Source organism: Oryzibacillus soli, from assembly GCF_051594765.1.
Lineage (GTDB): Bacteria > Bacillota > Bacilli > Paenibacillales > NBRC-103111 > Paenibacillus_AR.
The window spans coordinates 94,004-107,157 of record NZ_JBPPGJ010000004.1 but is presented as its reverse complement, the minus strand read 5'-3'; the positions used below and the strand labels follow the sequence as shown (position 1 = coordinate 107,157).

General features: G+C 58.2%; 12 protein-coding genes and 1 other annotated feature. Of the genes, 7 read left to right on the top strand and 5 right to left on the bottom strand.

What is annotated here, in order from left to right; translation table 11 throughout:
- Positions 1-26 precede the first annotated feature (26 nt).
- Complete coding sequence (locus tag ACSEXW_RS06520; protein ID WP_438445306.1) at positions 27-1,772, top strand: ABC transporter ATP-binding protein; 1,746 nt, start codon at positions 27-29, stop codon at positions 1,770-1,772.
- On the top strand, positions 1,756-3,621 hold the full coding sequence (locus tag ACSEXW_RS06515; RefSeq protein WP_438445305.1) for an ABC transporter ATP-binding protein: 1,866 nt from the start codon (positions 1,756-1,758) through the stop codon (positions 3,619-3,621). Before ACSEXW_RS06520 ends, ACSEXW_RS06515 begins: the two co-directional genes overlap by 17 nt.
- Here ACSEXW_RS06515 and ACSEXW_RS06510 read toward each other — a convergent pair.
- Both ACSEXW_RS06510 and ACSEXW_RS06505 read right to left on the bottom strand, forming a co-directional pair.
- On the bottom strand, positions 3,614-4,594 hold the full coding sequence (locus tag ACSEXW_RS06510; protein ID WP_438445304.1) for a Gfo/Idh/MocA family protein: 981 nt from the start codon (positions 4,592-4,594) through the stop codon (positions 3,614-3,616). The genes ACSEXW_RS06515 and ACSEXW_RS06510 overlap by 8 nt on opposite strands.
- Before the next feature lie 120 nt (positions 4,595-4,714).
- A complete protein-coding gene (locus tag ACSEXW_RS06505; protein ID WP_438445303.1) occupies positions 4,715-5,062 on the bottom strand; it encodes a hypothetical protein in 348 nt (115 codons plus the stop codon).
- A gap of 291 nt (positions 5,063-5,353) precedes the next feature.
- On the opposite strand from ACSEXW_RS06505, the gene ACSEXW_RS06500 reads away from it, so the two are divergent.
- Together ACSEXW_RS06500 and ACSEXW_RS06495 are read left to right on the top strand one after the other, a co-directional pair.
- Positions 5,354-5,626, top strand: a complete 273-nt coding sequence (locus ACSEXW_RS06500) for a magnetosome magnetite crystal formation protein family (RefSeq protein ID WP_438445506.1) — start codon at positions 5,354-5,356, stop codon at positions 5,624-5,626.
- A gap of 20 nt (positions 5,627-5,646) precedes the next feature.
- Positions 5,647-6,123 carry a 2-thiouracil desulfurase family protein gene (locus ACSEXW_RS06495; RefSeq protein ID WP_438445302.1) on the top strand — a complete coding sequence of 159 codons (477 nt, stop codon included), beginning with the start codon at positions 5,647-5,649 and terminating at the stop codon, positions 6,121-6,123.
- Between the two features lie 60 nt (positions 6,124-6,183).
- On the opposite strand, the gene ACSEXW_RS06490 is transcribed toward ACSEXW_RS06495, so the two are convergent.
- The 3 genes from ACSEXW_RS06490 to ACSEXW_RS06480 all read right to left on the bottom strand — a co-directional run bounded on the left by ACSEXW_RS06490 (position 6,184) and on the right by ACSEXW_RS06480 (position 9,117).
- Positions 6,184-7,344 carry an iron-containing alcohol dehydrogenase gene (locus ACSEXW_RS06490; RefSeq protein ID WP_438445301.1) on the bottom strand — a complete coding sequence of 387 codons (1,161 nt, stop codon included), beginning with the start codon at positions 7,342-7,344 and terminating at the stop codon, positions 6,184-6,186.
- 46 nt (positions 7,345-7,390) lie between these two features.
- Entirely contained in the window at positions 7,391-8,680 is a 1,290-nt protein-coding gene (locus ACSEXW_RS06485; RefSeq protein WP_438445300.1) for a class II aldolase/adducin family protein, read from the bottom strand.
- Positions 8,681-8,895: 215 nt separating this feature from the next.
- Complete coding sequence (locus ACSEXW_RS06480) at positions 8,896-9,117, bottom strand: cold-inducible protein YdjO-related protein (protein ID WP_438445299.1); 222 nt, start codon at positions 9,115-9,117, stop codon at positions 8,896-8,898.
- A gap of 112 nt (positions 9,118-9,229) precedes the next feature.
- On the opposite strand from ACSEXW_RS06480, the gene ACSEXW_RS06475 reads away from it, so the two are divergent.
- The 3 genes from ACSEXW_RS06475 to ACSEXW_RS06465 all read left to right on the top strand — a co-directional run bounded on the left by ACSEXW_RS06475 (position 9,230) and on the right by ACSEXW_RS06465 (position 13,111).
- Positions 9,230-9,754, top strand: coding sequence for a hypothetical protein (locus ACSEXW_RS06475; RefSeq protein WP_438445298.1), 525 nt, complete (start codon positions 9,230-9,232; stop codon positions 9,752-9,754).
- Positions 9,751-10,914 (top strand): virulence factor, encoded by a 1,164-nt coding sequence (locus ACSEXW_RS06470; RefSeq protein ID WP_438445297.1) that lies wholly within the window; start codon positions 9,751-9,753, stop codon positions 10,912-10,914. Before ACSEXW_RS06475 ends, ACSEXW_RS06470 begins: the two co-directional genes overlap by 4 nt.
- Before the next feature lie 43 nt (positions 10,915-10,957).
- Positions 10,958-11,177, top strand: a binding site (T-box leader).
- 59 nt (positions 11,178-11,236) lie between these two features.
- Positions 11,237-13,111 (top strand): arginine--tRNA ligase, encoded by a 1,875-nt coding sequence (locus ACSEXW_RS06465; RefSeq protein WP_438445296.1) that lies wholly within the window; start codon positions 11,237-11,239, stop codon positions 13,109-13,111.
- Positions 13,112-13,154: the final 43 nt, after the last annotated feature.

Here is a 13,154-nt window from a genome sequence, read left to right as displayed (position 1 = left end):
ATCGCGAAACCTGGGAGGGGAGACGGTTGTCTTACTTACACCGATATGTGCGCAAGTATGGGGCGATGTTCGCTCTGGCGGTCGGATGTCTCATGATTGAGTCCATGGCGGATCTGCTGCTTCCGACCGTGCTGTCGCAGGTCATTGACCAAGGGGTCGCCCAATCCGATATGGACGTGGTCTGGCGGCTTGGAGGATACATGCTGCTGATCACGGGAATCGGGGCGCTGGCGGCCTGCGCCCGCAATATTTTGGCCAGCCGGGTCTCCCAAGCCTTCGGCACGGAGCTCCGGTCGGATCTGTACCGGAAGATTCAGCGGCTGTCCTTCGATAGCCTGGACCGGTTCGACCGGGCATCGCTCATTACCCGTTTGACTAATGATGTGACGCAGGTGCAGAACTTCATGAACGGACTCATGCGTATCTTCGTCAAGGCGCCGCTGTTATGCATCGGCAGTCTCATCATGGCCGTACGCTTGAATCCGGAGCTGTCCGTCGTTCTGGCCATTGTCGTGCCGGTCGTGGCACTCTTGATCGTATGGAATATGAGGGTGGGATTTCCCCGCTATATGAAGGTGCAGCGGGCGCTGGACCGGGTGAATCTAGTGGTTCGGGAGTATTTATCCGGGGTTCGAGTGGTGAAAGCGTTCAACCGGTTCGATTATGAATCCGGCAAGCTGGAGGAGGCGAACCTGGAGTATCAGTCCCGATCCATCCAGGTGATGCGCGCGATGGCGGCCTTCAATCCGGCGATCATGCTGACCGTGAACGCCGGGATTCTGACCGTGCTCTGGTACGGCGGGGTCCGTGTCAGCAACGGCAGCATGCAGGTGGGACATATCGTGGCATTCATCAACTATATGACCCAGATTTTGTTCGCCCTCATGATGATCTCCATGGTCTTCATGATGTTCATCCGCGCACGGGCCTCCTCCGAGAGAATCGGGGAGGTGTTCGCGGAGACAGATGCCATGAGGTGGGATCCACACATGGAAACGGATCCTTCGGCCGGCGGCCAAATCGAGTTCGACCATGTGAGCTTCACCTACGGCGGGCCGGATGGCGAGCCGGTACTGAAGGATATCAGCTTCACCTGCAAGCCCGGGGAGACGGTCGCTCTGATCGGCTCCACCGGCTCCGGGAAGAGTACGCTGATCAGCTTGATCCCCCGATTTTACGATGTGACGGAGGGAACTATCCGTGTGAACGGGGCTGACATCAGCCGTCTGGATCCGGAGAAGCTTCGGAAGCACATTGCCTTGGTGCCCCAGAAGTCCACACTCTTCAGCGGAACGATCCGGGAGAACATTCTCTGGGGCCGGGAGGATGCCCAGCCGGAGGAGATCGAGGAGGCGGCCCGGATCGCTGAGGCCCACGAGTTCGTCACCTGCTTCCCGGAAGGGTATGAGACCCGCTTGGGGCAGAAGGGCGTCAATCTCTCCGGCGGACAGAAGCAGCGGATCTCCATTGCCCGGGCGTTGATCCGGAAGCCGGATATCCTCATTCTGGACGACAGCACCAGCGCGGTGGATGTCATGACCGAAGCCCGAATCAAGTCCGCCATCCGGTCCCTTCGGGGACGTATGACCTGCATCTTGATCGCTCAGCGGATCACTTCCGTGGCGGATGCGGATAAGATTATCGTGCTGGAGCAGGGTGAGATTGCAGGAATCGGTACCCATGCTGAGCTCCTGCGCACAAGCCGCGTGTACCGGGAAATCTATCAGTCTCAGATGGGGAAGGAGGCGCTGAAGCATGTCGAAGCCGAGTGAACCGCAAGGTGCGGCCAGACCCCCGCAACAGCCGGACCTCCAAATGATGAATCCGCCCGGCCGTCCCGGAGGCTTCGGAGGTCCACGCCGGGGACCGGTACCGAAGCCGAAGCAGTTTAAGGGAACACTCCTGCGGCTGTGGTCTTATATCGGTGAGGACAAGAGCATTCTGCTCTTCTTGTTCGGACTGATCGTCATCAGCGCGCTGCTGGGATTGTTGGGACCGTATCTGATCGGCAGGGCCGTCGATGCCATTTCGCCAGCCGACGGCAGCGGCGTATCCTTCGGGCTGCTCAAGACAGCGCTGCTTGCTCTGGGAGCGGCCTATGTCACGGACGCGGCGCTGAACCTGCTTCAGAGCTGGCTGATGGCCGGGGTGGCCCAGAGGGTTACGGCCAAGCTCAGGCGCACCTTGTTCGCGAAGCTGCAAAAGCTGCCGCTTCGGTTTTTCGATTCGCGGCCGCACGGCGAAATCATGAGCCGGATGTCCAATGACATCGACCAGGTCAGCCAGACCATCTCGCAGACCACCACCCAGCTCATGTCCGGCTCTCTCGCCATCACGGGATCTCTTGTGATGATGTTGATCCTAAGCCCCGTGCTCACATTGGCCAGCCTGATCACGGTTCCGCTGGTCTTCCTGCTGGCCCGAACCATAACCCGGCGCACGGGCGTTCTCTTCAAGGAGCAGCAAGCGCAGCTGGGACGGCTGAACGGGCATATGGAGGAGACCATTACGGGGCTGCAGGTGGTGAAGGCTTTTAACCGGGAGGAGCAGGCGGTGGCGGAGTTCGAGGCGGTGAACCGGAGGCTCTATGAGGTGGGCTTGAAGGCTCAGATCTGGACCGGCTTCATGATGCCCTTGCTGGCCGTCATCAATAATATCGGCTTTGCGGCGGTTGCCTTCGCAGGCGGAATGCTTGCGGTCAAGGGCTCCATTACGGTGGGGGTCATCGCCAGCTTCCTGAGCTATTCCAGGCAGTTCGTCCGGCCGATCAACGAGCTGGCAAATATGTACAATACGCTTCAATCGGGTGTGGCTGGCGCGGAACGGGCCTTCGAAGTGCTCGACGAGGAGGAGGAGCCGGAGGACCGGCCGGATGCTCTGGCGCTTCAGGATACCCGGGGAGAGGTGGTATTCGAGGATGTAAGCTTCGGTTATCGGCCTGACGTACCGATCTTGAAGCAGGTTAGCTTTCAGGCTCCATCGGGCAGCAGCACGGCCTTGATCGGACCGACGGGAGCGGGCAAAACCACCGTCGTCAATCTGTTGACCCGCTTCTACGATACGACGGGAGGCCGGATTCTGATCGACGGAAGGGACATCCGGGATTACTCCCGTGACAGTCTCCGCAGGGCGTTCGGCATCGTCCTCCAGGATACGTACCTGTTCGCTGGGACCATACGCGATAATATCCTGTACGGAAATCCGGATGCCACCGATGCGGAGCTCCGGGAGGCTGCGGTCCTGGCCAATGCAGACGGCTTCATTCGGAGACTGCCAAAGGGTTATGACACGCTTCTGACGGAGAATGGCGGCAATCTGAGCCAGGGACAGCGCCAGCTCTTGGCCATCGCCCGGGTCATCCTGGCGAAGCCGTCCATCCTGATCCTGGATGAAGCGACCAGCAGCATCGACACCCGGACCGAGCTGCACATCCAGGATGCGCTGCTCGGTCTTATGAAGGGGCGGACCAGCTTCATCATCGCTCACCGGCTTTCGACGATCCGCGACGCGGATACCATCATGGTGGTGGAAGAAGGGCGGATAGCCGAGCGCGGAAGCCATGATGAACTCTTGGAGCAAAGCGGCTCCTACAGCAAAATGTATACGAGCCAATTTAAGTAAGCGTATCTAGTCGGACCGGCAGCCCTGATTCAGCCGACCGGTTGGCGGCAACGGTAACCTGTTGAGTCTTCCAAGCATTTTCATAAGTGGATCGAATGCCGGAGGTGTCCCCGGTCCGGACGGCATGCAAAAATGCACGGTTCTCGGCTTCATAGGGGTTGGAGCGGTTCTTGTACTCGGTGGTCCGGTCGGCCAGAATCTCCTTCAGCCCGCCGGCTCCCAACTCCAATACGCCTGCGTCCGTATAAACATGAAGCCCCGCCGTATGTCCGATCGGCATCATGCAGGTATTCGCTACGGTAGCCACCATGCCGTTCTTCATCCGAAGCGTAACCGTGCCCACATCCGGCACCGTTACATCTTCTTCGGTGGTATGCATGTGCCGATTCCCGTAGACGGCATAGACCTCGTTCACTTCACCGAGCAGATATCTCAGCAGGTCCACAATATGGGTCGTCTGCTCGACGAACTGGCCTCCAGAGCCGTCCTGCTTGCGCCACCAATATACCCCCGGCATGCCGCCCATCCAATAACCCAGCGCCATGCCGGGGGTTCGCGATTTCAAGAGCTCCGCGGCAATGGTCGTGCCGTCCATATAGCGGAAATGATACCCAACCGAGGTGATCAGCTTCCGCTCCGTTACCGCCTGCAGAATGGTGGAGGGGGTTTCCAGATCGACGCCTAACGGTTTTTCCACCAGGAAGGGTATGTTCCGTTCCGCCAAGGCGAGCTCGATGGTGCCGTGGGCGAAGGGCGGGACGCAGATATAGACCGCATCAAGCGGCTCGGCATCCAGCATATCATGGACGGAGGCATACGCGGCGGTTCCTGCGAAACGTCCGGCCATCCTCTCGGCCTTCTCCAGCGAGGAGCCGCAAACGGAAACGATCCGCACGTCCTCCATGCCGGCCAGCAGCTTGGCATGCATATCGGCAAACCAGCCGGTTCCTATCATTCCGATCTTCAGAGCCATCGGTGCATGTCCTCCCAACATTTGGCGATCCTATTCGTAGCAAAGTATAGCATAAACGGAAGCGCCGAACCGCATGAAACGCGAAAAAGCTCCCCGCGGACGGGGAGCCTATTCGTGAGGTCAGTGAAGGCCTGAGGCCTTCGTCTGCGACAGCCGCTGCTGGATGGTCGTCTTCTTCCACATGGGCACGCTGATAATCTTGGTGCCGGTGGAATGCTCGATGAAACGGATGTGGTCCTTCTCCAAGGAGGAAATCTTGTTCACGTTGACGTAGCAGTTGGAGGTGATTCTCACGAATGCGGCATTCCGGATCAGACTCGCCCGTTGCTCCGGCGTCAACTGCTTGGTGATATGATAGTTCGGACCATGGAAGCTGATCTTGCCCCGGTTGCCGATCTTGAAATAAAACGTGTCCGTACAGGGCTCGAAGTCCTCGTACATATCTCTATGTTCCGGCGCTGCTAACATCGTTCCAAATCCCCCTTTAGAACTGAAAAGTTGGTAGCGCTTACATTATAGCACACTTCAGAGCCGTTGCATATAGGCGCCATCCCTTTGTGGCATAATATTCCTGTAACCCCCCAAAAAGCTGGGGGCATTATGAGAAAAATCACAAATATGTAGTGCGCATTACAGACTGAATGTCCGAATAGGCTTTATACTGAGTGAAGAATTTGATGCGAAGAGGTGTTCGAGTTGACCAATCAACCCCGTATTTCCGAAGTGTTCGATCCGTCAGACGTAGAACGTAACAAAGGCATGGCGATCGTCGCCTACATCTTGTTCTTCATTCCGCTGATTGCCGCGAAGGACTCCAAGTATGCCATGTACCATGCCAATCAAGGACTGACGCTGTTCCTGGTCGCCGTGGCTTGCAATATCGTTCTCAGCATCATCCCGATCCTGGGCTGGATCCTGCTGCCCTTCGCCAATCTGGCTATCCTGGTGCTGTTAATTCTGGGCATCGTCGCTGCAGCTCAAGGCCAAGTGAAGCCGCTTCCCATTATTGGGCAGTACACGCTGCTGAAGTAAGGGGAGGGCGGAGAACGGACATGCTGTTGATTAGTTCATGCTTGGCCGGTTTGGCGACCCGGTATGACGGCCAAGACAATTACCGGGAGGAATTTGCGGACCTTCTCCGCCAAGGCCGGGCCGTATTGGTCTGTCCGGAGCAATTAGGCGGATTGCCGACTCCTAGGCCGCCGGCGGAGATCGTCGGGGGCAGCGGAGAGGACGTGCTGGAGGGGCGGGCCAAAGTAATGACCGCTGCCGGAGAAGATGTCACCGCCGCCTTCGTCCGCGGAGCCGAGATGACCTTGAGCACCGCACGTATGGTCGGAGCGGAATGCGCGATTCTGAAGGAGTCCAGCCCATCCTGCGGGGGACTCCGAATCTATGACGGATCCTTCAGCAAAACGAAGCAGCCCGGCTTCGGCGTTACCGCGGCGCTGCTCCGGAGGCACGGCATCGCCGTCTACTCCGAGGAGAACGCCGGTGAGCTGCTTCAGCTGCTGAAGCAGGCGGAATAACAAAAGAGCCCGTCCTCCCACTATTTGGGGGACGGGCTCTTTTCATTAGAAGCGTACGGCTTAGCCCTTGTACGCGGTCATGTAGATGGCGATCATGTCATCCTTGGAGACTTCCTTCGGATTGCCGCCGGTGCAGACGTCGCGCATCGCTTGATCAGCCAGCTTGGCTGCATCGTCCGGGTTGAAGGAGGTTTCTTTGAGCGCAGGGATTCCTACGGCCTTGGAGAGCTTGCGGACGGCATCCAGCGCCAGCTTGGCTGCTTCCAGCTCATTGGCGGCCTTGGAGGTGTCTTCACCCATGGCTTCGGCAATCTCAGCGAACTTCTTCGGATTGGAATCCAGGTTGAAGTCCATGATGTACGGAAGCAGGATGGCATTGGCTACGCCGTGCGGCAGGTCATATTCGGAGCCCAGCTGGTGTGCCATGCTGTGGACGATACCCAAGCCGCAGTTGGAGAAGGAGAGGCCGGCCACATAGGAGCCCCAAGCCATCTCGGAACGGGCAGCGATATCGTTGCCGTTCTTCACGGCGTCAACGAGAGAGTGGGAAATGAACTTGATAGCTTGAAGTGCCAGCGCATCGGACAGCGGGAACGCACCCTTGGTCACGTAGGCTTCGATTGCGTGAGTCAGCGCGTCCATACCGGTTGCGGCGGTAAGGCCAGCGGGCTTCTTCACCATCAGCTCGGGGTCGTTGACGGCGATGGTAGCCATGGAGTTCGGATCCACCATAACCATCTTGATCTTACGGACTTCGTCGGTGATGACGTAGTTGACGGTAACCTCGGAAGCGGTACCGGCGGTCGTATTGATGGCGATGATCGGAGCGGACTTGTTCTTGGACTTGCCGATGCCTTCATAGTCCACGATGTTGCCGCCGTTGGCAGCGAGGATGCCTACGGCTTTCGCCGCGTCCTGAGGAGAGCCGCCGCCCAAGGAAATGATGAAGTCGCAGCCTTCCTGCTTGTACATGGCCAAGCCGTCATTTACGTTCTTGGTGGTCGGGTTCGGTTTCACATCGTCGAAGATCGCATAGGAAATGCCGCTGGCGTCCAGCACATCGGTAACCTGCTTGACGACGCCCACTTGGTTCAGCACCTTGTCGGTGACGAACAGCGCTTTGGTCATACCCAGCTTCACGATCTCTTCTCCGATTTCCTTGACGCAGCCCGGTCCGATCAGGTTGATGGCAGGCCAATAAATACGACGTACAGTTAACATGCCGGTCACACTCCTAGTGAAGGTTATGGTGAATGCTTAAAGATGCTTAAAGCAAATTGAAAGCAACTTCCAGATCGTGAATCTTCTCATCGTCGATATGGACGATATCGCCCAGCACGCCAGCGGCGATGATGGCTTGAGCGCTGTACTCGGCCACTTCAAGACGGTCGAAGGCGTTCAGCAGGCTGGCGCCGGTAGCGATGATGCAGTCGTTCTCGCAGATGACGATGGGCTTATCCTTCGTGAACACCTTGGCGGTTGCTTCAGGCTCCAGGAACGCTGCGCCGAAGGGGAGCTTCGGAGTGCCGCGAAGAAGGATGTAGCTCTCCGGGATCGTCCGGGAATCGAATACGGTATTGGTCACGGCGAAGGCCATGCTGTATGGCGGATGCGCGATGATGACCGAATTGATATGAGCATGGGTGTTGTAGATATGCTGGTGCAGCGTGACGGCGCGGCTCGGAGTCTTGCCGGCTTCCTTCATGCCGTTCTTCACGCGGACCAGATCGCCCGGCTCCAGGTACTTGCGGTCGACGCCGAACGGCGTGATGACGAAGGAGCCGTCCTCCAGACGCTGGGAGAAGGAGCCCTGGGTGCTGGTGAAGAGACGCTGGTCATAAGAGCGGTGGATCAGCTTGCACATTTCGCGGCGGACTTCCCGTTCGGCCGAGCTGTAAGCATTCGGGATGAAGTCGTCCATAACGGCCGGCAGACGGTTCTTCGCTTGCTCCAGCTGTTCGGGAGTAAGGGAGACGGTCTTGCCCAGACGGCGTGCGTTGATCTCCAAGCGGGCCATAAATTCCAAGGTTTCAAAAGACTTGAACGCGTCGAACATATTCTCCGCGCCTACAACAACGCCGTGGTTCTCCAGCATGACGCTGTTCACGCCTTGAGCGAATACGGCCGCCACCTTGTCCGCCAGCTCGGCACTGCCGGGAAGACCGTATTCCGCCATCCGGACTTCACCGCACACCTTGTGGTCGAAAGGCAGCATGTGCAGGTCCGGAACCTTCCGGACAATGCTGAATGCGACCAGTGCAGGGGGGTGTGCGTGCACGATGGCTTTGAGATCCGGACGCATCCGGAAGACCATCTGGTGGAACGGGAATTCGCTGGACGGCTTATGCTTGCCGATGACGGTGCCGTCGGGCTTGACGCAGACGACGTCGTTGCGGTTCAAGCTGCCTTTGTCCACGCTGGCTGGGGTAATCCAGATGTCGCCGTTGTCGTCCAGAATGGACAGGTTGCCGCCGGATGTGGTCGTCATGCCGTAGCCGTAGATCCGTTCCATCATCATGATGATCTGGTCGGCGGGGTGCAGAAGTTCGAATTGCATGGTTGCTCCTCCTCTGGGGTGCTGTTATTTGTTTTTATCCGAATGCTTTTGAATATCTTTGATATGTATCCTATTCTAAGGGATAATCCTGAAAAATAGAAGAGTCTACTTTGTGAAAAATGTGACATAATTTTGTTTGTTTTTGTTTTGGTTGTGTAAACATAAGAAACCAAAAAAGCGCCGTACAGGCGCTTTACGATAATCGGCCAGGGCCGTTACCATGGATTGTCCTCGCTTTTCTTTTTCTTAGGAGGGGCCTTCTTTACGAGTTTGGGCAAATGCTTCATGCTTCGGATCATGCTCCCCTTGCAGATGGGGCACAACGGCTTTTCGCCTGCCAGCTCCTCGCGTATCCACGCCTTGCATTCCGCTTTCGTACACCGCCAGATCGGTACGGGGGCAGTTGCCGGCTTTGCCGGATCATTTGGTCTGTCCATATACGAACACCTCCAGGATACTTTGCCCGTTCATGATAGCAGGTTTACATGGGAAATACATCCTCCGCGGCCTTCTTCTGTTATAATAGTGGGAAAGGGAGGTTGGGCCGTCATGCTGGTATCGATGGATAGAACCGCTTACAAAGCCTTGGAGGATCGTGCTCTGGTGTGGGCTTGCATCGAACCGACGATCTCCAGGATCCGCGGGAAAGGAACAGACGTAAAAAATAACGTATTTCAGGAATTGACTCCGGGGCAGCAGGGGCTCTTCCTCTTTCAGATCTTCTATGGGCACGCCCGCTCTCCAGCGGAGCTGTTCTGGTTTGCATGCGATTATTTGGCCAACGGGAAGCTGTGGGCCCGGATGAAGGAGAATCTCTCCGTCTTCGGATGCGGCACGCTGGTTAACCTATACGTTGATATGGAACGATCCTTCCTGCCACATGTATTGAAGAGTGCCGCGGAAGGGCGTGAAATCACGGTTTCCGATCTGGACCGGAGCCAAGAGCTGATGCGGGATGCCGGCCGGCTGTTCAACCTGTACCGGGATGCTGCGGGAGAGGCGATCGCCTCGATCGCCGCTTATATCCGGTCGAAGCCCGAGGAATTTATCAGATGGACGGAGGTCCAAGCATGAAGATTATACGTGTCGAGCCGACACCCAGCCCCAATTCGATGAAGCTGACCTTGGATACGCGCCTGAACCGGGGCGTACGGTTGGACTATAAAGCGGGAGAGGATGCGCACGCTCCCTCCCATATCCGCAAGCTGCTTGCCATTCCGGGTGTGACGGGGGTGTTCCAAACCGCGGATTTTCTGGCGCTGGAGCGGCATCCCAAGGGAGACTGGCAGGCCATATTGGAGGCTGCCGGCCAAGTACTGGGCATAGCCGGGGTTCAAGAGGGCACTCCGGTACCGGCGGGGAGCTCGAACGGATCTCCCCCGGAGCCTGAGAAGGGCTACGGAGAGGTGACACTGCTCGTTCAGACCTACCGGGGCATTCCCATGCAGGTCCGGATTTCTTCGGGCCTGGAGGAGAAGCGAGCGGCGCTTCCGGATCGGTTCCAGAATGCTGCAGCGGAAGCGGGACTGGCGTCGCCCAACCTGATTATGGAGCGGAAGCTGGAGGACCGGGGCGTACGTTACGGGGAACTCCAAGAGGTGCTGGAGGAGGTGGTGAAGGAGCTGGAAGCCTCCTTCGACGACCTTCGGCTCCGAGAGCTTGTGGAGCGTTCCCATGCGCGGGGAGCTCCGGAAGACCGGACAGGCCCGGCACCTGCGGCGGAGGGCCCGGCTGAAGCGCTGGCCGATCCGGATTGGCGCGTCCGGTACGCCGCGCTGGAGCGGCTAAGCCCCGGACCGGATACACTGCCGCTTCTGCTCCGTGCCCTGAAGGATCCGCACACCTCCGTCCGCCGGCTTGCCGTGGTGTATACCGGGGACATCCGGGAATCGGACACGCTTCCTTATCTTTTGGAGGCGCTCCGAGATCCGTCGCCGATGATCCGCCGCACCGCCGGGGATACCTTGTCCGACAGGGGCGATCCGGCGGCGGTGCCCGCCATGGAAGAGGCGCTGTCGGATCCGAACAAGCTGGTGCGCTGGCGGGCTGCACGGTTTCTCTACGAGGTCGGAGATGAGGGTTCGATTCCGGCTCTGGAAAAGGCGAAGAACGATCCGGAATTCGAAATCCGGTTGCAGGCCCGTCTTGCTTTGGAGCGAATTGCTGGAGGCGAAGAGGCACAGGGAACCGTATGGCAGCAGATGACCCGAAGGAATGAGAAACCAGGTGGTTGACAGCATCCGTCCCTATCCTGTATAAAGGGATATAATATTAGCGAAAACATTGACGATTGGGAGAGTAATCCAGAGCGGACAGTCGCAGCGAGCCGGAGCAGGTGGGAGCCGGTACGGCCGCCCCGGATGAAACGGACCCATGAAATGGTCTGCCGAAATGATGATGTAGGCAGATCCGGCACGGCGCCGTTATGGATCGAGCGGTTCTCCCTAGGGGAGGACTATTGGAGTGGTACCGCGGGAATGCAGCTCTCGTCTCTTTAGGAGACGGGGGCTTTTTTGTATTCTTCAATAATTCTACGAGGCGGAAGGAACGGTGCTTATGAAGGAGATCATTGCGCAAGCAGTGGAGTCGGAGCTGGCCCGGCTGGCGGAAGAGTGGGGGACGGATCGGGGCCCGCTTCCCAGTGTTGTCATCCAGCATCCCGCTAGGCCTGAATTCGGAGAGTACAGCACGAATGCGGCTCTCTTGGGAGCCAAGATGCTCCGAAGACCGCCCATGATCATTGCGGAAGAGCTGGCCGGAAGGCTCGCAGAATCGGAGTTCTTACGCGGCATGGTCACCAGGGTGGAAGCCGCAGCTCCGGGATTCGTGAACTTTCATCTGGACTGGGAGCATTGGGTCCGAAGCTGGAGGAGGAAGACGCCCCCGGCAGGCAATGGCCCTAAGGTCTTGATCGAGCACACCTCCATCAATCCGAACAAATCGGCCCATATCGGCCATCTGAGGAATTCCTGCATCGGTGACACGCTGGCCCGGCTCCTGAAGCATACCGGCGCCAAGGTCGAGGTGCACAACTATATTGACGATCTCGGCAACCAGCTGGCGGACACCTTGGTGGGCTTGCGATTGGTGAAGCTTGCGGCGGAGCACCGCCGTTTCGGGGATTTTTGCTGGGATATCTATGCGGGAATCAACCAAGCTTATAAAGCGGATCCCGGCCTGCAAGCCGAGCGGACGCAAGTGCTGCATGAACTGGAGCAGGGACACTCGGGTACCGCTTGGACCGGGCTCCTCGTGGCGGAGCGCATTGTGCGCGAGCATGTGGAGGAGATGGCCGGCTTCGGCATCGGGTATGACATACTGGTCTGGGAGAGCAGCATCGTCCGCGAAGGCTTCTGGGAAGCGGCGTTCCGTCTGCTGCAGCGCACCCCCTCCTTCGTCCGTGAAACGGAAGGGAAGCTGGCCGGCTGTTGGGTGCTGAAGCAGCAGCCGGACGGAAGAACGGCTGCGGCAGAGCCGGACGCTGATTACCAGCAGGATAAAGTATTGGTCAGGTCCAACGGTATCCTGACCTATACGGCCAAGGACATCGCATACCATCTATGGAAGTTCGGCCTGCTGGATAAAGACTTCACCTACCGCAAATTCTCAGATGGACTCTGGTCCACCCAGGCGGGCGGAGTGAAAAAGCCGGTCGGGCATGCCGATATGGTGATCAACGTCATCGATCAACGGCAGGAGTATCCGCAAGCGATGGTGAAGGAGGCGCTGTCGGCTCTGGGTTACCTGGAGGAGGCGGCTCACCTGAAGCATGTAGGGTACGGTGTGGTCTCACTCAGCCCGGCTACGGCCGCAGGTCTAGGCATCGATATCTCGGACGGCAGGACCTCTTATCCCATGTCGGGCCGTCAAGGCATCGGGGTGAAGATCGCCGATCTGTTGGACCGGATGGAAGAAGCGGTGGATGCCAAGCGTACCCGCAAGGCAGGCATCGGCAGCAGAGCGATCGCCGCAGCCTCGATCCGTTATTACCTGCTGAAGTATCACCTGCAGACGGAAGTGGTGTTCGATCTGGAGCAGGCGACGGAAGTGACCGGCAATACCGGGGTGTACCTGCTGTACACATATGCGAGAGCCTGCAGCGTGCTGCGCAAAGCCGAATTGCAGCAGGTCGGGCTGCCGGATGCTTCGAAGCTCCGAATGTGCTTGGGCGAGCCGGAACGGCAGCTCCTGCGCAAGCTGGCGTATGGAGCGGAGACGCTGGAGCAGGCGGCAGCGGAGCTGTCTCCACAGGTCCTGTGCGGATACGCATTCGAGCTGGCCTCCTTATATAACCGCTTCTACGCGGCATGCCCCGTCCTGAAAGCAGAGGAGGAGGTGCGGGACATCCGCCTTTGGCTGACGGCCCGGGTTCAGGAAACGCTTCGAGAATTTTTGGGGATTCTAGGTATGCCGGCACCTTCCCGAATGTAGGGATTGTACGAAAACGCCAAAATAGGCTTGCTAAAACTAATGT